19 protein-coding genes and 1 pseudogene are annotated in these 21093 nt (G+C 28.4%); 11 read left to right on the top strand and 9 right to left on the bottom strand.

The window, feature by feature from the left end; translation table 11 throughout:
- Positions 1-13 precede the first annotated feature (13 nt).
- The 3 genes from IHE43_RS04290 to IHE43_RS04300 are packed head-to-tail and all read left to right on the top strand — an operon-like array spanning position 14 to position 1935.
- Positions 14-1030 (top strand): type I restriction enzyme HsdR N-terminal domain-containing protein, encoded by a 1017-nt coding sequence (locus tag IHE43_RS04290; RefSeq protein WP_192186843.1) that lies wholly within the window; start codon positions 14-16, stop codon positions 1028-1030.
- Positions 1031-1070: 40 nt separating this feature from the next.
- Positions 1071-1556 (top strand): hypothetical protein, encoded by a 486-nt coding sequence (locus IHE43_RS04295; RefSeq protein WP_192186844.1) that lies wholly within the window; start codon positions 1071-1073, stop codon positions 1554-1556.
- Between the two features lie 13 nt (positions 1557-1569).
- On the top strand, positions 1570-1935 hold the full coding sequence (locus IHE43_RS04300) for an AbiH family protein (protein ID WP_192186845.1): 366 nt from the start codon (positions 1570-1572) through the stop codon (positions 1933-1935).
- Positions 1936-2498: 563 nt separating this feature from the next.
- Here IHE43_RS04300 and IHE43_RS04305 read toward each other — a convergent pair.
- Complete coding sequence (locus tag IHE43_RS04305; RefSeq protein ID WP_192186846.1) at positions 2499-2747, bottom strand: GIY-YIG nuclease family protein; 249 nt, start codon at positions 2745-2747, stop codon at positions 2499-2501.
- A gap of 258 nt (positions 2748-3005) precedes the next feature.
- On the opposite strand from IHE43_RS04305, the gene IHE43_RS04310 reads away from it, so the two are divergent.
- From IHE43_RS04310 to IHE43_RS04330, 5 genes are all read left to right on the top strand, one after another.
- Positions 3006-4229, top strand: coding sequence for a site-specific integrase (locus tag IHE43_RS04310; RefSeq protein WP_192186847.1), 1224 nt, complete (start codon positions 3006-3008; stop codon positions 4227-4229).
- A 177-nt stretch (positions 4230-4406) separates the two neighbouring features.
- Positions 4407-5270, top strand: a complete 864-nt coding sequence (locus IHE43_RS04315) for an AAA family ATPase (protein WP_192186848.1) — start codon at positions 4407-4409, stop codon at positions 5268-5270.
- Entirely contained in the window at positions 5251-6285 is a 1035-nt protein-coding gene (locus tag IHE43_RS04320; RefSeq protein ID WP_192186849.1) for a DUF3871 family protein, read from the top strand. Before IHE43_RS04315 ends, IHE43_RS04320 begins: the two co-directional genes overlap by 20 nt.
- Positions 6286-6447: 162 nt before the next feature.
- Entirely contained in the window at positions 6448-6777 is a 330-nt protein-coding gene (locus IHE43_RS04325; RefSeq protein WP_192186850.1) for a killer suppression protein HigA, read from the top strand.
- Complete coding sequence (locus IHE43_RS04330) at positions 6770-7852, top strand: ImmA/IrrE family metallo-endopeptidase (protein ID WP_192186851.1); 1083 nt, start codon at positions 6770-6772, stop codon at positions 7850-7852. Before IHE43_RS04325 ends, IHE43_RS04330 begins: the two co-directional genes overlap by 8 nt.
- A 24-nt stretch (positions 7853-7876) precedes the next feature.
- Here the strand turns inward: IHE43_RS04330 and IHE43_RS04335 are convergent, their stop codons facing one another.
- The 3 genes from IHE43_RS04335 to IHE43_RS04345 are packed head-to-tail and all read right to left on the bottom strand — an operon-like array spanning position 7877 to position 10562.
- Positions 7877-8797 (bottom strand): hypothetical protein, encoded by a 921-nt coding sequence (locus tag IHE43_RS04335; RefSeq protein ID WP_192186852.1) that lies wholly within the window; start codon positions 8795-8797, stop codon positions 7877-7879.
- On the bottom strand, positions 8794-9585 hold the full coding sequence (locus IHE43_RS04340; RefSeq protein WP_225585374.1) for a hypothetical protein: 792 nt from the start codon (positions 9583-9585) through the stop codon (positions 8794-8796). The genes IHE43_RS04335 and IHE43_RS04340 overlap by 4 nt, the downstream gene beginning before the upstream one ends.
- Positions 9582-10562, bottom strand: a complete 981-nt coding sequence (locus IHE43_RS04345) for a thymidylate synthase (protein WP_192186853.1) — start codon at positions 10560-10562, stop codon at positions 9582-9584. Before IHE43_RS04345 ends, IHE43_RS04340 begins: the two co-directional genes overlap by 4 nt.
- Positions 10563-11179: 617 nt before the next feature.
- Here IHE43_RS04345 and IHE43_RS04350 point away from each other — a divergent pair.
- On the top strand, positions 11180-14383 hold the full coding sequence (locus tag IHE43_RS04350) for a hypothetical protein (RefSeq protein ID WP_192186854.1): 3204 nt from the start codon (positions 11180-11182) through the stop codon (positions 14381-14383).
- Between the two features lie 207 nt (positions 14384-14590).
- Here the strand turns inward: IHE43_RS04350 and IHE43_RS23440 are convergent, their stop codons facing one another.
- The 5 genes and pseudogenes from IHE43_RS23440 to IHE43_RS04370 form a co-directional block, all read right to left on the bottom strand.
- The gene (locus tag IHE43_RS23440; protein WP_225585376.1) at positions 14591-14914 is read right to left on the bottom strand and encodes a hypothetical protein; all 324 of its coding nucleotides are present in this window, start codon (positions 14912-14914) and stop codon (positions 14591-14593) included.
- 111 nt (positions 14915-15025) lie between these two features.
- Positions 15026-15199 (bottom strand): annotated as a pseudogene (locus IHE43_RS24000) (HNH endonuclease signature motif containing protein); the annotation flags it as partial.
- Positions 15200-15237: 38 nt separating this feature from the next.
- Positions 15238-15426, bottom strand: coding sequence for a hypothetical protein (locus IHE43_RS04360; RefSeq protein WP_192186855.1), 189 nt, complete (start codon positions 15424-15426; stop codon positions 15238-15240).
- 4 nt (positions 15427-15430) lie between these two features.
- Positions 15431-17086 (bottom strand): AAA family ATPase, encoded by a 1656-nt coding sequence (locus tag IHE43_RS04365; protein ID WP_192186856.1) that lies wholly within the window; start codon positions 17084-17086, stop codon positions 15431-15433.
- Positions 17087-17248: 162 nt separating this feature from the next.
- On the bottom strand, positions 17249-19681 hold the full coding sequence (locus IHE43_RS04370; RefSeq protein WP_192186857.1) for a hypothetical protein: 2433 nt from the start codon (positions 19679-19681) through the stop codon (positions 17249-17251).
- A gap of 398 nt (positions 19682-20079) precedes the next feature.
- Between IHE43_RS04370 and IHE43_RS04375 the strand changes: the two genes are divergently transcribed.
- Both IHE43_RS04375 and IHE43_RS04380 read left to right on the top strand, forming a co-directional pair.
- On the top strand, positions 20080-20484 hold the full coding sequence (locus tag IHE43_RS04375; protein WP_192186858.1) for a hypothetical protein: 405 nt from the start codon (positions 20080-20082) through the stop codon (positions 20482-20484).
- A gap of 64 nt (positions 20485-20548) precedes the next feature.
- The gene (locus IHE43_RS04380) at positions 20549-20983 is read left to right on the top strand and encodes a JAB domain-containing protein (protein ID WP_192186859.1); all 435 of its coding nucleotides are present in this window, start codon (positions 20549-20551) and stop codon (positions 20981-20983) included.
- Positions 20984-21093 lie beyond the last annotated feature (110 nt).

Raw genomic sequence — 21093 nt, forward strand, 5'->3', positions numbered from 1 at the left:
AAACCAGTAAAGCATGACCACAAACATTCCAAAACAGTCTATAAATCAATTAAAAAAAGCAATTGAGAGTTTTAAAATTAATGAAGCAATAGAATTGTGTACAAACGAAGCTCAAACTCGTAAATTTTTAATTGAACCATTTTTTCATCTCCTAAATTATATTTCGAATGATTTAATACCAGAATATAATGCTGATTTTGGAGAACGTGTGAGTCAGAAAATTGATTATGCTATTTTGTTGAATAAGAAAGACACTATTTTAATTGAAGCTAAAAAGTATAACAGTAGATTGAGTGATAAAGAAGCGGGACAATTAAATGGTTATTTTAATAATACTAAGAATTCCAGAATTGCTGTATTAACAAATGGCATTGAGTATAGATTTTATTCTGATGTTTTACAACCAAATATAATTGACAATAAAGCTTTTTTTGTGTTCAATTTGTCTAATTATACGGAGAAAGATTTGGAAACTTTAATCAAGTTTGATAAAAGATATGTTGTAGTAAATGAAATTATAAAAACTGCTCAGGAATGCGTATTTACGGAAGATTTTGAAGCTACTTTACTTAAAGAATTAATTGCTCCTTCTAAAGATTTTCTAAAAATCATTCATCGCGAAATGAATTTTAAAACTAAATTCACAGAAGAAACTCAAGCTAAAATGATAAAAATGATTAATTCAGCATTGTTGAAATCTTTATATGAGAAAAAAGTGTTATCAGAAGCAAACTCAAATACAGGTGGAATTATAACAACGGAATCTGAAATTCAGGCTTATCATACTATAAGAACTTTGTTGATTCAAAATAAAAAAATACCAAGCCAAAGAATTTTCTTTAAAGATTTTAAAAGCTTTTTTAATATTAGTATTGATGACAATCTGAAAAAAGTCATTTGTAAATTAGTTTTTAGCGATTCAAAAATGAAAATTGTTATTGAAAATAACGAGTATTTATTAAGTAGTGTTGATGATGTTTTGAAATATAAAAATGAATTGACAAATAGGACGCTTACTTTGTTGGAGTAAGCTTTTATGTTTGAAAGTAAATAATAAATTTTATATAAATATGAAGTTAAACAAACAATTATCTGGAATTGCTGGTGAATATTATGTGGCAGCAGAACTTTCACGCAGGGGCTATTTAGCTGCGATAACTTTGAGAAATTCTGATGGAGTTGATATTTTAGTGAGTAATCTAAATGGAGACAAATTAATTTCTATTCAAGTAAAAACTACTCAAAATAAATTAAAATGGATTTTATCTAAAAAAGTTGAAAATGAAACTTCAAAAAACAAATATTTTGTTTTTGTAAATATCCCTGCAAACATAAATGAGTCTCCTATATACAGAATAATTAATTCAGAAATTTTAGCAAATCATATTTTTGTTGGACACAGGAATTGGTTAAAAGGAACTAGTAAAAATGGTAAAGTGAGAAATGATTCTGATGTTAGACAATTCGATCCTCAATATTTTAGAGAGGATGAATTATTAAGTTGGGATGATTTGATAAATGAAATAAATTTCAAAAATGAGAGTGAACTAGTATAAATTTTTTGAGTTAATGACAAAGCTAAAATTACCAGAAAGTAAATTAAAAATAAATAAATTGTTTCTAATTGGAAACGGATTCGATTTGGCTTTGAATCTAAAAACAAGTTATAATGATTTTTTATTGTGGCTATTAAAAAAGAACTTTAATGAAGCATTGAATTCTGGAATTGTTACAGCTCCATTTGAAAAATACCCAGGTAGCTATAGTGAGTTTATGCGCGAACATTCTCATAGAAAAGTTTTTGGATTTAAAGAAAATAACTTATTTGATATTTTATTGAATGCAAAAAGAGATTTTTCTAATATTGATTCTGTTAATAACATAAGAGAATTACTGGATTTTTTAGATAAACGAAGTGTGGAAATTGCCCGATAGCGCGGATTTACAATCCGTGCCCGCAAAGTAAATCCACAATCGAAAGAAATCCCGAAACTAAAATTTCGGGATTTCTTATTTAAGGACTCAGACAAGCTGTTTAGGATTTATCATAAAGTATTTGGTCTCTACCATGAAATTTTTACGTTACGAACCTAAAATTTTAGGTAAGACACGGTAAAACTTTAGGTTCATAACCTAAAATTTAACCTCCAAGACGTAAAATTTTACGTGGCGAAAGTATAAAATGAAGTTTAATAGGGTAAAAATATCATGATAGAACCTAAACGTTTACGTTGGGAGCCTCAATAACATCCAACTCAAACATCTTATAAAAACAAAAATGGCTAATCTAGCCCCGATAGAACTGGAAATCCTTTTATGCTGGGGTTCAGCATAAAAGATTGGAAGGGATAGCGGGACAGGTCGTCTTTTGAAAACAAAACTTTCTGCTCCTGAAAAATAAAAAAACCGTATCACAATAAAGTAATACGGTTTTTTGTGGAGAATACCGTTCCGATGCATCGGGAGAACCGGTCACCCTCCCGATACATCGGGATACTCTAGCCTTTTGTTAAGATTAAATTTTCGATATATTTTCTGCTTTTCATTTTTTTGATTTGTAATTCTCTTTGACACGCTTCGCTTCTAGTTAGGAAAGTTTCGAAATATCTTAATTCCCAATCCTTTGCTACTTTTGTGTATTTGCTTCTACTATTTAAATGATCTTGTAATCGCTGTTGAACATCTTGGCAGGAACCAACATAGTATTTGTTAATCGTAGCAGAATAAATAATATAAGTGTAATACATAACTAGTATAAATAAAAATACCCAAACAGAAACTGTTTGGGTATTTTTGTTGAAAATGTTTGTGGAGAATATCGGATTCGAACCGATCACCTCTTGCCTGCCAGGCAAGGTTAGTATTCTTTCATTTATTTTCTTATCCTTTCAAATGCCTTGAATTAAAAGAGATTTGGATATTTGTATTTTCTTTTGTTATCCTATTTTAACCTATTTTTTATACATTTGTTGTACCTATGTTGTACCTAAAATTACTGATCATTTATGGCTACTATAAAAATTACTCAAAGAGCTAAAGTCCTAGCTAATGGAGAATATCCAATCTTTCTAAGATTTACTAAAGATAGAAAAACTAAATTTATTTCGTTGAAACTATCATGTGATTTGTCACAATGGAACGAAACTAAGTCCGAGTTCAGAAAAAACTACCCAAATTATAAACAAATGAATTCTGCTTTAACTGAGATTAGGAACAGAGCAGAGAAGATTATTTCAGATCATTTAGGAAAAGGAGAAGATATAGCTTTGGATGAATTTGAAGGGCTGTTCCTGAACTTTAAAGGAGATAAAAAAATATCAGTTAAAGAGTTTTGGGATGAATATATTGATGATTTAAATAAATCAGGACGTACAGGCAATGCTAAATTTTACAAATTTTCTAAAAATAGTTTTTTTAAGTTTCTAGAGAATAAGAATATTTATTTTAAAGATATAACTCCTACTTTACTTGGTAAATATGAAGTTTATCTTAGAGCTAACAATAATATTGATACTGGTGTTTCGGCAAAAATGCGAGCTATTAGGGCGATATATAATGATGCAATCAGAAAAGGCTGTGCAAGTAAAGAATATTATCCATTTACAGAGTATAAAGTTTCAAAACTAAAAGGAACAAGTAACAAAAGGGCTTTGAGTATTGTAGATGTTCATAAAGTTATCAATCTAGACATGACAGAGCATCCTACCTTAATTGATTCCAGAAATTATTTTGTTTTTAGTTATTACACGCGAGGAATGAATTTTAGTGATATGATGAAATTGAGATGGGAGAATATTGTAGATGGTAAAGTTATCTATGTAAGGAGCAAGACTAAAGCACGTTTTATAATAAAAGTACTAGAACCTGTTCAACAAATACTTGATTATTACAAAGCTCAAAAGAGAGAAACAAAATATGTGTTTCCTATTGTATTAAAAGAAAATTCAACACCTATGGAACTAGAATATAGGAAGGAAAGGACTATTAAGAAATACAATAAGGATTTGAAAGAAATAGCTTCAATTTGCAAGATCGATGGTAAAATTACAAGTTATGTAGCTCGTCATAGTTTTGCTACTAATTTAAAACAAAGTGGCGTTTCTACTGATATAATCTCTGAAGCAATGGGACATCAGAATTTATCCATTACTCAAGTATATTTAAAAGAATTAGAGAATGATGTTATTGATTCTGCAATGGAAACATTATTGCAAAAAGTGACAAAGTGATTTAATTATCTAAAAGTTAATTTGAATTTTATCTGATTCAGATTATTATTTAAAGCCATTCATTTTATTATGAATGGCTTTTTTTCTGCTTATAAAACTTTTCAAAACAATTAGCACTTTGTCACTGTGTTAGTTGTTTTTTCATTTTAATATTAACCAATTTAAAGATTAAAAATTATGCAATTAAAACAATCCGAAAGAAAACAAGTAAAGCTACGCTTAGGAATTAGTGGAGCTAGTGGATTTGGTAAGACCAAGTCAGCACTTTTATTAGCTTATGGTATGACTAATGATTGGAGCAAAATAGCGGTTATTGATACAGAGAATTCTTCTGCATCATTATACTCAGATTTAGGCAATTTCAATGTAATTGATTTGTCAGCACCATATTCTCCCGAGAGATATATAGAAGCTATTGAGCTATGTGAAAAAGCAAATATCTCTGTGGTTATCGTAGATAGCATTTCTCATGAATGGAATGGTGCAGGAGGTTGTCTAGAAATACATGAAAAACTTGGAGGTAGATTTCAAGATTGGGCAATTATTACACCAAGACATCAAGCATTTATTGATAAGATCTTAAATTCTAGTTGCCACATAATTACAACAGTAAGACGAAAAATTGATTACAGTATGGAATCAGAAAATGGTAAATCAAGAGTTGTAAAACACGGGACAAAAGAAATTACTCGTGAAGGATTTGAGTATGAGTTAACAGTCAATTTTGAACTAATTAATGATAACCATTTAGTAAGAGCAAGTAAAGATAGAACATCTTTATTTGCAAATAAACCTGAGTTTGTAATTACTTCTGCCACAGGTAAGCGAATTTTAGATTGGTGTAATGTAAAACCAACTTCGATCAAAGAAATGTTGGATAAGATAGAAAGTTCATTATCTGTTTCTGAATTAACAAAGCTGTACAATGAAAATCCTTCTTATCAAGAAACTTTGAAAACTCAATTTACCGATAAGAAAATACATTTAGAGGCATTAACTAACCAACAAAATTTTAGTTCAAATGGACACAAGCATCTTTGAAATTAGCCAAGAGAGGGGATTAGAAATCAAGTCTGTAATTCCTGAGAGATCAGTTCTCCAAAGAAATGATAATACTATTAGTTCTAGTTCCCTATATCTTCCAAAGCCATTTATCGAAGCCAATACTGTGGAAATGAATTTAAGCCACTTAAAGAACAAGTGTGTCATACCAGTATTCTCAAAAGACAATGAAAGAACAATTGCACATCAAGAGTTTATAGAAATTGTGCAAGGATGTACAAGTAGAGTTTTTCCTAATCACGCTTTTGATAAACCTGAAATTAGGGTCAGTCATGAAATAAAAGGAAGAATTCCAGAGGCTATACAAAAACATGCTAAAGATTTGCTTGATCATGAGAGAACTCAATACTTTGAGAGAATGGCTTTCGTTATTAGAATTCCTGGCATCACAGAAACAATTAATGGTAATGAAATGTCTCTTGTAATAGGTGGAGTTAGAAGTTATAATCTCGAAAACTTATACAGCAAAAAATCCTTCGAGAAGTTCAAATTCTTTGTTGGGTTTCAGGTAAAAGTCTGTTGTAATCTCTGCGTAAGTACAGATGGCTTTGCAGAAGAGATGAGGGTAAGCAGTTATGTGGAACTACAGTCAAAGATTATGGAAGTTCTTCAAAATTATAACGCAGAAAAGCATTTAGTGAAAATGAAAAAACTTTCGGAGTACTCTCTTACTGAGCACCAATTTGCAACCCTATTAGGCAGAAGCAAACTCTACCAATATATGCCAAAAAGGGATAAAATAAATGTTCCTGCATTAAATTTTAATGATGGACAGCTGAATGTTGTTGCTAAGGATTATTATGAAGATGAGCACTTTGGTAGAAATACAGATGGAGACATAAATCTCTGGAACATGTATAATCTTTTCACGCAAGCAAATAAAAGCAGTTATATTGATACATTCCTAGATAGGAATGTAAATGCCTTTGATTTCTCAAATGGCATTTCAGAAGTACTAAATGGTAGTAATAATTATCATTGGTTTTTGAGTTGAGAAGAGCCCAGCTAGTGAAAAAAACCAGCTGGGTTTATTATTTAAAAAATAAATTAATTATGAATGTTAATAATTATGTTAAGTAATTAAATAAAGCCTAATACATTTACTTTGTAAATAGAACGTTATTTGCAAATAAATCGTTAACTTTAATAGTAACACTTGATAATATCATTTGCAAATAAACAAATAAGAGAACTGTGCGAAGAGGAAAGTGTTGCAATTGATATGCTAGGGCAGGAATTAGCAAGAAAGTTGCATTCACGTTTAGCAGATTTATCAGCTGTAAATACTGTTGAAGATTTATTGCTTATCAGGATTGGTTTGCCAAGTGAAATAAACGACAATGACGATATACCAAAATATAAAATAAACCTATCTACACAGAAAATGTTAGTTTTTTGTGCTGTTAATGTACCAATTGATAAAATTGATTGGTCTAAAGTTAAACGTATTAAGATTTTAGAGATAAGAGAGATAACATATGAATAATATAATGAGTTTTGAACCTAATTGGGTATCTCCTCCTGGAGACACTATTAGAGATATTTTAGACGAGCAAAATATTACCATATCAAATTTTGCCTCTCAAATGGGAAGTAGTATAGAAATAATCAATGAATTGATTATTGGAGATAAAAGCATAAATCAGAAAATAGCATCAAAATTGGAGGCTTATTTAGGTGTCCCTGAAGAATTTTGGCTAACAAGAGAAAAACAATATAGATTTCATTTTGAGAAAATTCAATCCGAAAATAAAGCTTGGTTAAGTAATCTACCTTTTAAGTTCATGAATAGTAATAATTGGATTGAAAATGGAGATTATTTACAATCTTGTCTAGATTTTTTTAATGTTCCTAGTGTTAGAAAATGGAAAGACACATATGAGAATGAAATACAAGAATTATCCTTTAGGACATCTCAAACACTTAACTCAGATTTTGCTTCAGTTGCAACTTGGTTGAGAAGGGGAGAGATTATAGCAAATCAAATTGAATGTAAGCCATGGAACAAAACACTATTTGAGATTTCTTTAAATGAAATAAAAAAACTAACTAGATTAAAAAATCCAAAAGATTTTCTTCCAAAACTTGTTAGTATATGTGCAGAGGCTGGTGTTGCTGTAGCAGTTGTGCCAACTCCTCCGGGTTGTAAGGCAAGTGGAGCTACAAAATTTTTAAATGAAAATAAAGCGATATTATTATTAAGTTTTAGATATTTAACTGATGATCAATTTTGGTTTACTTTTTTTCATGAAGCAGGTCATTTAATTCTTCATAAGAAAACTATTCATATTGAGATGTATAAAGATGGAGTTGTTAATGAACAGGAAAATGAGGCTAATACTTTTGCAGCTGAATTTTTAGTTCCTTATACTTATCATAATGAATTAAGAGATTTAAGAAGTAATCAAAAAAAAATTATCAAACTTGCTTGCGAATTAGGTATTTCTGCAGGTATTATTATAGGACAAATGCAATATTTAAAAATAATTGATTTTAAATATTTAAATAGTTACAAAAGAAGATATAATTGGGAAGATATTAATCAAGTGTTTGAAAAGTAATTTATTTTATGTTATAAAGTGATTTTAACCTCCAAAGTACACATATTTGCTTCGGTTTTTATTCCAATTACAGATGGCATCTTCTAGAACTTGCATTCCAAAGTCCAAGCCTAAATGTATTTCTAAATCCGATAAAAAGTTATTTAATTCTATTCGGCTTGGATTTCCTCCAAACAAAAACTTAGCTCCAGAATATGGTCCTGTTGCACCCACCATATACACAGAATCAGGAACAATGTCAACTAGCTGTAGTTTGCCTATCATAGTTAAGTAATCAAACTTTCCCATTCTTCCAAAACTCCGAACTTGCGACATAGATTTGTATGCAATATTGAATTTTTTTTTAGCATTAGTTTCCGCTCCAAATAAATTTTGAAAAAAGACCTGATGAGTTCCTCCTTGACTTGTTACCCAATCAACATACGATAGAACAGCCGCTCCAGTTCCTGAGTTGCCCAAAGCATTTAATGAGATATATTTTCTGTGATTCCCAACGCTTCCGGCTTTCTTCAAGGAATCTTTATTAATATGAAGCCATTGTTGAAATGCTTTTGGATTATTTTTTACTGTTTGCCAGTTCCATTTGACAGAATTGCTTAAACCACTGTAAACAGCTCTAACTAAAGCCCATTTCGTTTTTTTATTTTTACCAAAATGAATTGCTAAAAAAACCAACCAAAAAGCTTCATCAATATTGCCTATACTTTTGTAATAAGATGCGGCTTTTATAGGGTCAAATGCATTGTTATTTGGGTTAGTACATATCTGAGAAATATTTTTATCTCTGATGGTAGTGACATATTTTACACGTTTCACGCTATCAACCATCTGCCATGTAAAACAATCTAAATTTACTGCACTTACTATTCCAGGTAATGTCTTAATAGTATAATTTTGTAACTTTTGCTTTATTGAATTGTACTCTGCGATATCTTTTTTTCTCATGTTTTAATATTATCTGTTAACCAATTTCTTATAGAAGTCATAACCTCTAAGCTCACTCCAAAACTGCTTTGAATATTATGATTATAACCTAAAACAAATACTTCTTTATTTAGTTCTACTTGACCTATCTTAGTAATGATACCCGTGTAAGAATAACCTTTAACGCTATAAACTCCCTTTCTTTTCAAATCCCATTCTTGAACATTCTCTTTTTGTAATTTCACCAAGGCAATTTTTTGTAAATTATCCACTACTGTTTGACCATTTAATATCAAATATTTTATAGGAGAGTTTTTTATCAAATGACCTAAAGTGTCATCGCATAGTTCTAATAATAATATTTTTTGTTCAATTGATAAATGTGACCATTTTTTAGAAGTTGCATAAGGAATTAAGTCCAGATGACAAGCATTACTAATTGGAAAATAATAAGATGCGTCACTTCCAGAAATTAAATAATCCAATTTTTTAAACCAATTATCATAAGGGTTTCTATTAAAATATTCAATGCAACTTTCGGAAATTTTATTCAAATGTTCAATTTTATAATCATCCCATTTTAATAAACCTAATGAATCTAAAGTGTGAAATCTTCTATGTTCATTTTGAAGTTCAAAACCACTCAAATCAACAAATTCACGATTGCTAGGATTTATTCCCAAAGTTGCAACCTGAGAATTATCTATATTTCCAAAACAAATAACAGGACTGCTCCATTCAATCACGTCTAAATCATCAAGATTTTTTACATTAAAATATTCTACTAGATTTGCTAGTTCATTAATCATAATTCTTTTTTTGCAAATTTAGCTAAGCCATCTGAGATTTTCTTATTTACATACTCAATATAAATTTTAGAACTTATTTTTTCTTTTATTTTTTCAATTTCAACAATTTTATTGTTTTTATATAAAGAATGTATCTTTAAAAGGATTATAAGATCATACCAATAAGGGTCAATTTCGATATTATCAATATTAAAATCTACTTCATTTCTAATTTTATTCTCATATTCCTTTATTATTTCTATTTTTTCAAATACATTTTCTTTTGGCATAGGAGGCATCTGAAATTTTGAAGATTGTAATCCTTCATTAATATACTTTTTTGCCTTTTCAATATCATCTTCATAAAGATGTAAACTTGATACAGAATGATAATATTCTCCAATTTCAAAATCTAAACTCCTAGCAACAATTTCTTGAATCATAGTGAAACAAAAAATGTCATGTGGTAGACCTTTAAATGCATCATTAGATCTCATTGATACAAATAAATTCAATTTTTCATCCCGAATAGCAAATTGCAAAAAACAAGTGCAAGGAATATCATTATAAGATATTTTTAAATCAGATGCATCAAAAAGTTGAATCACTGCTCTTCTAGTACTTGGCTTGTTTTTTAGTAAATCTATAATTTTTTGGAATTGATTAAATTCTCCATGCATATTAAAAATTCTAGGACCATAACCACCATGAATAGTTAAATCATCGTCTGAATACTGTGAATAATCTCCCAAGTAAAATTGAATAAATTCCAAGCTATTTGATCCGGATAAATACCACAACAATTCTCCCAAAGGGCTAAAAGACTTACCTTTGGTCTCGCTTCTGCTTAATCTTGCAAGCGGATTATTCAACTTTAAAAGAGCTCCAAAAATCTCACTGTTTCTACCCTTTGTAGCCTTATTATTGACAGGTATATTTATAAGTGCTCCTAAGACTTTATGCATTAAATCATCCAGTGTGTTTTCTTCAATAAACATTTAATGAATCTTTAGGGTTTAACAAAATATAGAAATGTATTTGCATTTATGACAAAAATGATGTTTATTTAATTATAGCTTTCTTATTTGTGAAGAAGAATTTAATGCTAATTAATTTATTTCTTCCAAAAGCTGGTCAAACTATAACCAATCCCGATTCCAATCCATGGTTTATCATTGTAATTCCAGTTTTCAAATTCTATTCCGACACCTCTTTCATATCTGGAACTAAACTTTCCAAATCGCTTTGCTCGTTAAATTTTTAAAGAGCCTTTTAACTAACTAAAGAGTAAACATATTTAAATAAAATTAGAATCTTGTAAGTAGAAATACGTGTTTTAATAAAGATGCAAATGATATGTATGACATAAAATCGTAATTTGCAGACGATAATGCTCTTATAGGTTTACGATTATTGAAATTTGCTACTAGAGTTTTGTTAATAAGAAAGTCATTTTATGTTAATCTTTAAAATCGATTTTTTATATTTATTAAATAACTTGTTTAAATACTAATGATACTTCTAAACTATCATTGGTTTTTGAGTTGAGAAGAGCCCAATTCCTTAATTGGAGTTGGTTTTATTTTTTATATCTTTCACATAATAAATTTTAAAGATGAAAGATTACAAAAAGTTCGATAGCCCTAATGATTTCTATAAAAACATGAGACCTGAGTTTTTTTCAGATTCAGAAACCGTATATAAAATTGAATTAACAAGAGAGGTATTGGCTTTTGAAATTGAGACCATTTCAACTAACCAAAAACAAGATCAGTTTGAGATATTGGCTAGGAAATTAGCTGAAATGTATATTGCTCCAAATCTAATTCCACAAGTCGGACCTACGGGAGGAGGAGATGGTAAAACAGATTCTGAAACTTATCCGGTTTCTCAAAGTATCTCAGATAGATGGTTTACCCCTGAAAATGGTTGGAATAAAAATGAAAATTGGGCATTTGCAATATCTAGTAAAAAAGATTGGAAAGGGAAATTAAAATTAGATATAAAAAGTATAATTTCTACATGTAGAGGTTATACCAAGATTTATTTTTTTACAAACCAAAAAATACCAAGTAAGAAAAAAAAAGATACACAAGATGAGTTTATAAAAGAATTTGAAATTGATGTAATAATTCTTGATGGAGAATGGATTATTGAAAAAATCATTAATAATAAGCTTATAGATTTAGCTGTTGACTCACTCAATCTTTCTGATGTGTATAAATCAAAGCAGTATTTACAGGGTGAAAATGATACTTATAGGAGAGAAAAATTAATAGAATTAGAAAACAAAATTAATACTCCAAATCGATATTTTGAGATAGACTATCAGTTAGTAGAAGATTGCTTAGATTCTGCAATCATATCAAGAGAACTTGAGGATTCTAGAGAGATAATTGAAGGTAAATTTTCTAGAGCAATAAGGTTTGCAAAAAAATTAAAAAACACTAATCAACTTTGTAGAATTTATTATCAACAAGCCTGGACAGCAATCTTTTGGTTTAATGATTTTGAAGAATTTATTAATGCATATATAAATTTTAGAGAAAAAATAAATTCTGATTCTAACATTTATATATTACAACATTATAGTACTTTATACACAGTTCTAAATAGTCATGCTGAATTTGAAGATCTGATTAATCTTTCAGAAGAAAAAGAGTTGTTCTATCTTATTCTTAATGAAAAGATTGAAAAAACAAGGAAATCAACAAGCTCTCTAGAAGCAGAAACATATCTATGTTTAAACACGATATTTGAAAATATAAGGAAGAAGCAAGATTGTGATAATTTGTTTTTAAAATTGCATGAAATTATAATTCAAGTGGAAGGGCATTTAAGTTATCCATTTGAACAAATATATAAGTCAATACAAGTTTTTGGTCAGATATTTCCCAATAGTGATATGTATGATGCTCTAATAGAGGAATGTGCAAAAGTTAATGGAAAAAGAAATTCTGACTTAGCCACAAGCGACATATATATAAAGAGGGCAATCGAAAAATTTAAAGCTAAATTGTATCAAGATTCAATAAAGTTTTTGGGTAAAGCAATTGTTAAGTTGTCTAAAAATGAAAGTAAGAAACAGTTGATTTTAAGTTTGAGGATGTTATCAATTTCCTATAGAAATATAGGCTTGTTATGGGCATCTCATAATTGTTTAATATTTGCTTGTTCTTTATCTTTAAAAACTTGGTTTAAAGAAGGATATCTAGATAATGAGACATATTATATTGCAATTGAATTAGCTAAAAATGAAATCCTTTTAGGTAGAATACCTTCATTACTATGCGTATGTGAATTAATTAATGTCTTGTCAAAACTAATTGATGTTGATGACGAAGAAAACAGACAAGGAATATTTAATGATGAAACTTTACGATTTATAGATATTACACTCGCAAATAGATTTCTTAATTCTAATGAGCATAAGGAATTTGAACTAATTCCAGATGTTTTAAGTTATTTAAATTTGGAGTTTTCTACTGATGCTTTATTGTATAAGTTAGGGTATGTGGAAAAAATAATTGAATCAGTTGACAATGTTGATTTTAAATCTCCTGACTTAGATGATTTTATGTCTTCTATTGCAAGCCAGCCTATTAAAGAACAATTTGTTTATAAGACAGATTTTGTCAGTAGTGATGAAATAGTATTGTATTCAAAAGTTTTAGGTACTAATACAGAATTAAGATTTAAAAAAGATGAAGAATTATTTTTTATTTCTGAGGCATTTTTAGCATTTATTGAAAGTTTTTTTTCAACATCGTTAAATGAAATTATGCCTACAACTGAGAATGTTTTTATTAATTTAATACAAAATAGTAATATTGATATAATAAAACTTTTACCTCAGGAGAAATCTAATGAATTTACAATTGAAGTAAATAAGTTTAATTTTTTTGAAAGAAAGTTTAGTGATGAGCTATGGAGAAACCTCTTGGATTTTCTATCTAATCTTATGCAACAAAACTTTCTTGTCAAGGATGTGAAAATGTTTCTCGACAATCTTTTTAATAAAGAGGAAGTTTTTCAAAGGGTTTCCATGGTTTTTAGTCACGACATTTTTTGCAGAGATTTTTACGGAGAAAAACCTAAAATATTTTTAGAGAATTGGTATGATAAAGAAAAGCATAAAACATATAATAATATTAGAACAGATGATATTCAAATCAACATAAAAGATGTTAAAATAAAGAAGTCAAATGAATTAAAAGAAACATCACATAACCTAAGGAATGTAAGTTCAATTATAGATATTAAATTGTGGGATTCTGCTCAATGGCAAGGATTTGGCCTTTTTATAAATAAAAATTATGAACTGGGAATAGTGCTATGTTTTAAAGATATACTATATGGGGAAAAAATTTTTGATGGTTGGTTAAGTAAATTAGGCAACCTAGATTTTAATGAAGAAATAAGGCTATCAATAATTAAAGGGATTGATTCCAATAACCCACATTGGTATAGAGTTCATATTTGTAAAGAAATGAGAGAACATAAAGAGGATGTCTTATTTACTTCTGTTTCAAAACTTCATACTTTACACCCTGTTAATTCTGCAAATTTAGACAATCTAATTCAATTCTATAATGCAAAAAATAAATATAAGATTTATCCAGCATCTATTGATTCTGAGGGAGCATTTAGACCTGATTTATCTAGAGGTATAGAAAAGACAAAATTAGTAATTAAAGAAGCATGGGAAATTTCATTAAATGATATTGATTCTGCTGCAATTCTAAAAAATGATAAAATAATTATTCCTAAAAACATTCAAGATGCTCCAATATTAGAGGTGTTAAGAATGAAAGAGTAATTAAGTAGAAAAAATGGTAGTGTTTGAATGATAATTTGGAGCTTGCAAAACTTTCTTCTTTGCTTGATTTATTACTTCAACAAAATAACTAGAAACTATGTTACTTCATCATAGTATCATTATGGTTAGATTATTCTATCTCTTTATGATATTTCTAGATAATTTGTCATCTATTATAATTTTTGTAATTGCTAAATATTATAGAAATTATTTTTTTTTAAAATGCTCAATAAATCCTCCTTTACAGAAGTCATCACATTTAGAAAGCGAGAGCAAAAATGCAGTTTTCCAGAAATTTATTCCAAATTTTGTTGATTGATCTGTGTGATTTTTTAATAATAATTTTTTAACTCCATTATCATTGTCCGAATCATACATTAATTCAATAGATGCTTTAAGATCAAAGAGGTAATCATTAGATTCTTTAATTAATCTATTATTTAATTTTGTTCTTGTAAATTGAAAATCTAATTTATTACCTAAATCTGGTTTTATATGTTTTTTATCTACTTTATAATTAATTACTAACATATTATTATTGAAGTTAGTTTCACAGACAAATACTGGTATTGCTGGTAATTTTTCAAAATATGCATGAAAAAATGAATTATTTACGCCACTTGCGGTTCTTTTACTGTTATTACATTTATTGCATATAGGAATTAAATTCCTACAGTAAACAGAAATCCCCTTAAAGATTGATCGTGGTAAATAATGATCTAATTCATCCGCAGGTAAGATTCCACAATAAGGACATCTGTTTGCACTTAAAAGAAGATTATCTCGTAAATTACTTAATCTTCCATTAATTTGAATTTCACTATACGCATTATATAGTGCTTTATTTGTTTTTTTTAAAAGTGAGCTGCTTTAAAATCGTCATGAGGTTCCCCTAATAAATCGTCATATTTTTGATAAAATTCACTAATGATTTTCTTTTCTTTTTGCTTTAGCTCATATTTAAGTGTTCCATCTTTATATGTCAAAGCCTTTTCTAAGTCAACCATAGAATTTGAATTATCTGGAAGATTGATGTTTCTCATTTGCCTAATTAGTTTTATTGTGAAACTTCGAATGCATATAAGCGTATGCTTGTGAACTAATATTTGAATCAAAGAGATATGAAATGTAATTTTCAAAGTTATTAATATCTCCTTTGTAAGAATCAACTATTTTGTCCAATTCTTCATGATAGTCTTTATAGTCTGATGATAAACCAAAAATATCTGAAGTGAGAGAACCAATACTCTCTCCAAAAGTTTGGTTTTCAGGATGAAAGGTAGTGATAGAATTTCCCTCTCTTCTAATTACAATAACATGTTTCTGCAATGTTTCTTGAATGGCAACAGGAGAATGAGTAGTTATAATCATAAAAGAACTTTGTTCGTCTAAAATATGCCTTAAAACCTTCATTAATACGGCTAATAAAGGAGGATGTAAATGAGATTCTGGTTCGTCAAATAAAATTAAACTTCTCTTTTGAATATGATATATCAGCTTGAAAATTGAGTGAATTACAAATTTATGTCCTGTACTTAAATTTTTGAAGAAGGATTCTTCCGAACCACCTCTTATTTCTTCAATTTTAATATCACTTAAAAAATTCAGAGAAGCTTCTTGAGATAATAATTCTAATGCCTCATTAAGTAATTTTGTCTTTTCATAAGTCTCTAAAATTTTATTCCATGCAAATAAAAACTCACTTTCAATAGTAGATAGGGATTTAAGAAAATTAAATTCGTATTTGTCATTTAAGATATCTTCTAAATTAATTCTACCATTTTCACTAGATTTTAGAATTTTAAGTTCTTCTTCAACTTCTTTGCTTATGTCCCTTACACCGCAATAAATGTATCTTCCTTTATTATTGTTTATATCTTCACATATTTGTTTTTTTTCAACAAAAGTTATACCTGGAACTTGAAAAGAATCAAATGCACTGTATGATAAGTTTATTATTCTTGGGAAACCTAAGCCTAGAGGTTCTATTGTTCCCATTTCCTTAATGTATATTCGATCTTGAGCTGAACTAAAAACCAATCTAGCTATCTTTGAAAGAAGAGTGCTTTTCCCAGAACCATTTCTCCCAATAATTACACATATTCTATTTGGCAAAGATTCTTTTTGTCCATTTATAAGGTATTCTTTTGAAGAAAAATCGAAAACTATTCGTTCTTTCATTTCTTTGCTGATAAAAGAGAAATCTAATTCCCATTTGCTGGGTAAATTATCATATTTTCCTGTCAAAATTATTGGTGCTAAATGGAATAAATCATCTTCAAATGTAATATCTCGCATTAAAGATGAGGTGAACCCCTGCTCCTCAGAAAAAAAAGGAATTATTTCAGGTTTTTTTATTATATCATTTAGAAAGTCAAGAATTTTTTCTTTTGAGTTGTCTTCCAATTGAGACATTCTTTCGTAATAATCTAAAGACCCACCCAAGGAACAGAAATCATCTAATGGATTTTCAATTATTCCTTCATTAATTAAATAACTCTCATGGGGTTTTTGTCCTTTTTTTAAGATTCTTACGCCACCTATTAATGTGTAATTATCATTTTTGTCGATTAGCCTTGTATGTAAATAATAATATGTATGATAATTAAAATCATTCCACGAATCTCTTTCCAAGACAAATTCTGGTTTATCTACTCTTTCTTGAATTTTATGTGAACACCAATTTACTACCTTAATTTTCATGAAATTGTTTTTTGTTTTTTAATCATCTAATGTAGATAGATAACTTGTGTATTGATAAGTTTTCAAATAACAAACCTATCCAATTAAGATGATTATTAAATAGGTAAAAATACCTGTTTTGTCTATTGATATTTATACTTATAATCGATCGGTAAAAGCTTTTTAAATCAATTTAAAAATTTCCATAGTACTAATAAAACATAAATCAGATTTTCCTTTATTAAGTTCATTTTGAAGTTCTAATCCAGGATGTATAAAGTTTCTATATACACGTGATAAATTTGTTAAGTGAAAGAAGTCTTTTCCAAAAAATCCTTTTTCCTCTGAAAAAGAAATCATGTCAAATAAATTACAATCATATAAGTTTTTTTGCCTGCTGTTAGAGTATTGAATTTGAAAATGTTTTTTTCTCTCTAAATAGTAAGTTAGTATTAGCTCAACAAAAGAGCCTGATAAAACTATTGTTGATTTTATATTACCTACTAAATGATTAAAAACAAGTTCATTGAAATCACGTTCAATTATCGGTTTATATTTTTTATTGATTTTGTTTATCTTTTCTAAGATATTAAAATATTGGATTTCTTCTAATTTTGAAACACTTAATCCTTCTATTCCTTCGAGCCATTTTGGTGGGATATCATTTTCTGAAATGATTTTTCTTTGTTGAATAACTGCATCATAGAGATACGGGTTAATCATGTATATAGGTACATTGTGATTATCAAATGCTTCTGTATGAATAATATAATTTTTTGAGAGCCATGATTCTTTTAATTTTTTTGACTTTGAAAAATTTGTATTCATTAAAGAAGGGAAATAATCATCTTCTATTGGGATCTCATTATTCTGAAAATCATCATCTCTTTTTAAATTTAGAATGAAGTTATAAAGGGATTCTAATGAAAAGTAATTCTCATTTTTTAATAATCCAATAGCTCTTTTAAATGTTTTTTCAAGAATTTCTTTTGTACTCTTTTCTTTTATTAATGCTTCTCTTGTTTCTTTTGTGCTTGATAAATTATTCAAATACAAATCTTTATCTGAAGTGTCAATTTTGATAGCCTTTTCGTATAATTTGATGGCTTTTTCCACAAAAATCAATTCATTTTTCGCATGGTAGATATTTGCCAAATTATTAAGCGCTGCAGTAGAGTTTTTGTTTTTAGAAAGATAATGTTCATATGATTTTTGGGCATTTTTTTTGTCCCCAATTTCATTATATGAATAAGCAATTTCAAACCATGAATCAGATTTGTCTAATTGCACCGAAGTAAAATTTTTCTTTAAATTAATAATTGCTTGATAATTTTTATCAGAAAACAACCAATCAATTAGTTCGTTAAGAGAATAATCGTCAAAATTATTTCTAAATGAGTTATAACTTTCTAAATCTGAAATTAAAGATTTTATTAAATGCCCATATTCATTTTTCTCACTGATTTTCTCGTTAATACAATAGTAATAGGTTTGTGAGAGGACTTCAAATAAATAATTATCAATCGAGATGTCATAATTCATTATTTCTCGTAATGTATTTAAGCAGTTTTCTTGACTATTTTGCTCCCTATAAATTAAAAATTTTATCCAACTTACTTTTCCTAAAAGAGTTTTGTCTTTATTTTTTTTGCTTAGATTGTCTAATGCTGTAATACATTTGTTATTGTAAAATTCGTAATCTATTGAAAAAGAATTTGAAGTGTCTAAAAAAAACTCCCCCGAAAAGTCAAAATTTTCAAAGCTATCTTTAATAAAAGGTATTGTAGAAATAAAGTCTTTAAGGGTGTCTGTTTTATTCAATTCTCCTAAAATGCTTATAATACCAAAAGCACTAAACCAAAAATCAATATTCATATATTGAATATCTTTAGCATTGTCTTCAATAATTAAATCGAAAGATTTTTGAAAGTATCCTAACGCTTCTTCAAGTATTTGTTCTTTATAATAAGTGTTTGCAATCTGATAATTTAATATGGAAATAGATGTAATTTTGTTACTGTCTAATAATTCTCTAGCTTTTTCAAAATTTAATCTTGCATTGGCAAAATCTTCCCTGTTGTAAAGTAAAACACCGGCTTTGTAATATAAGCTTGAAGATTTTAGTTTGTTTGCATTTATAGAAATGATATTGTAAGAGTCTTCGCTTTTATTAATCTCACCTAATGAATTGGAGTATTGGAGTATGAAATCAATATTTTCTGGGAAAGTAACAATTGCTTTTTTTAAAATATTGACCATTCTATAATGATCCTTTTTATAAATTTTCACAAGTTCTTTTATTGTCTCACTTGGGTAGTTTTCATATTCAAATGATTTTTCAAATGAAAATTTAGCCATATCAAAGTTATAAATAGGATTATCAATAAAATCTGTAAACCAATCTTTGCTCTTTTCATTATAACTTTTACCAAGAAAGTAGTGAATAAATCCTCCTGCCTTATTCTCTATATCACATTTTAGAGCATTTTTTAAATACTCTACTGACTTTGCATAATGTTGTTTGTCAAACTCAATTACACCCATCAAATAGTAACCCCCTATTTTTTGGGGATATTTTTCAATTATTAGATTTGCCTCTTCTGAAGCTTTACTCATATTTTCACTATTATAAAAATTCCATGCATTATTTATGATGTTTGTATATTCGGTCTCTGTGTTACTATTCATGATTAAGTCTTAAATTAATTATTAGACTACAAATTTCATATGCAAGTACGCAATTATTTTGCGTTATAAAAAAACAAGTTTTAATATTTTTTTTATAAAATTTTTAATACAAAAAAATGTTCTTTCGCAAACCACTCTGTTAGCCCACCGCCACTTCAAAACAGCTCACAAACACCCCCACTTATTTAGAGCAAGGAATCATTTCTTGCACCTGATTGTAAATCATATTTTTTTTCTAGACATGAGATTCAAGTTGAAAGCTGTAATTTTTTGTATGCAAATTGATATTTTAACTCAGGGTATTATCAACTCAAAAAATCAAAAACATGGTACGAATTGTAAACTATCAAAAGAGACAAACAGAGGAAGGGAAACCATTCTTTGTATTAGAAATCCAAAGTGGGATTGAAATGGTATTAAGTACTAAAACAGGACAATACTATGCGACAGCTAAAAAAGCAAATATTTCTTCAACATTTGATGAAGAAACTTGTAAAGCATTATTAGGAACAGATATGCCAGGGAACATTAGAAAAATTGATTCTGAGCCTTACGAATATACTGTAAGAGAAACAGGGGAGATCATAATGTTAACACATAGATATGTGTATCAAACAGAGATAAATAATCCTAGTCCCACTAGTTCCAAAAGGGGATCATTTGAAAGTGACTTTGCTACTAAAATAGAAACATTTTCCAGAAATGGTCATTTAGCTGAAATGTCAATTTAATTAATTCAAAAAGTGTTAGTTCTTGTATTGTATGTCTTTACAAGTTCTGACACTTTTATTTATTATGGAAGTAGCAGAAATAAAAGTTTCCTATTCAAATACAAACCTTGAAAGGATAAAAGTAACAAATAGCCAAATTTTGTATAATCTGGTTTTGAAGCAGTGGGATTTAGATCTAATAGAATTCCAAGAAGAAGTAAAAATTGTACTTCTTAATAGAGCTAACATTGTCTTAGGATTTTATGAAATGTCCAAAGGCGGAACTTCAGGAACTGTTGTAGATATTAAAATAATTCTTGGTATAGCGTTAAAATGTAATGCCTCGAGTATTGTAATAGCTCATAATCATCCAAGTGGGGGTTTAGAACCCAGTGAACCTGATAAGTCAATTACAAAAAAACTTAAAGAAGCCTGTAGAATATTAGATTTAAATCTCCTAGACCATTTAATTATCACAGGACATGGATATTATAGTTTTATTGATAATCTACTATTATAGACTCCTAGGACATAAGGAAATGTTGAGGTCTTACTATAAAGTAAAAGTGTATGCGTGTTATTACTTGATTGTATTTAATATAAAATGCACTTTTTACTTTTATTCAATAC

It is taken from the genome of Flavobacterium sp. MDT1-60, from assembly GCF_014844035.1.
Classification (GTDB): domain Bacteria; phylum Bacteroidota; class Bacteroidia; order Flavobacteriales; family Flavobacteriaceae; genus Flavobacterium.

Bases quoted from the DNA above. Each gene is read 5' to 3' on its own strand.
- IHE43_RS04380 (WP_192186859.1), top strand. From the start codon at position 20,549: ATGGAAGTAGCAGAAATAAAAGTTTCCTATTCAAATACAAACCTTGAA.
- IHE43_RS04335 (WP_192186852.1), bottom strand. From the start codon at position 8,797: ATGAGAAAAAAAGATATCGCAGAGTACAATTCAATAAAGCAAAAGTTA.
- IHE43_RS04360 (WP_192186855.1), bottom strand. From the start codon at position 15,426: ATGAGAAACATCAATCTTCCAGATAATTCAAATTCTATGGTTGACTTA.
- IHE43_RS04315 (WP_192186848.1), top strand. From the start codon at position 4,407: ATGCAATTAAAACAATCCGAAAGAAAACAAGTAAAGCTACGCTTAGGA.
- IHE43_RS04350 (WP_192186854.1), top strand. From the start codon at position 11,180: ATGAAAGATTACAAAAAGTTCGATAGCCCTAATGATTTCTATAAAAAC.
- IHE43_RS04345 (WP_192186853.1), bottom strand. From the start codon at position 10,562: ATGTTTATTGAAGAAAACACACTGGATGATTTAATGCATAAAGTCTTA.
- IHE43_RS04295 (WP_192186844.1), top strand. From the start codon at position 1,071: ATGAAGTTAAACAAACAATTATCTGGAATTGCTGGTGAATATTATGTG.
- IHE43_RS04290 (WP_192186843.1), top strand. From the start codon at position 14: ATGACCACAAACATTCCAAAACAGTCTATAAATCAATTAAAAAAAGCA.
- IHE43_RS04330 (WP_192186851.1), top strand. From the start codon at position 6,770: ATGAATAATATAATGAGTTTTGAACCTAATTGGGTATCTCCTCCTGGA.
- IHE43_RS04305 (WP_192186846.1), bottom strand. From the start codon at position 2,747: ATGTATTACACTTATATTATTTATTCTGCTACGATTAACAAATACTAT.
- IHE43_RS04300 (WP_192186845.1), top strand. From the start codon at position 1,570: ATGACAAAGCTAAAATTACCAGAAAGTAAATTAAAAATAAATAAATTG.
- IHE43_RS04340 (WP_225585374.1), bottom strand. From the start codon at position 9,585: ATGATTAATGAACTAGCAAATCTAGTAGAATATTTTAATGTAAAAAAT.
- IHE43_RS23440 (WP_225585376.1), bottom strand. From the start codon at position 14,914: ATGTTAGTAATTAATTATAAAGTAGATAAAAAACATATAAAACCAGAT.
- IHE43_RS04375 (WP_192186858.1), top strand. From the start codon at position 20,080: ATGGTACGAATTGTAAACTATCAAAAGAGACAAACAGAGGAAGGGAAA.
- IHE43_RS04365 (WP_192186856.1), bottom strand. From the start codon at position 17,086: ATGAAAATTAAGGTAGTAAATTGGTGTTCACATAAAATTCAAGAAAGA.
- IHE43_RS04320 (WP_192186849.1), top strand. From the start codon at position 5,251: ATGGACACAAGCATCTTTGAAATTAGCCAAGAGAGGGGATTAGAAATC.
- IHE43_RS04370 (WP_192186857.1), bottom strand. From the start codon at position 19,681: ATGAGTAAAGCTTCAGAAGAGGCAAATCTAATAATTGAAAAATATCCC.
- IHE43_RS04310 (WP_192186847.1), top strand. From the start codon at position 3,006: ATGGCTACTATAAAAATTACTCAAAGAGCTAAAGTCCTAGCTAATGGA.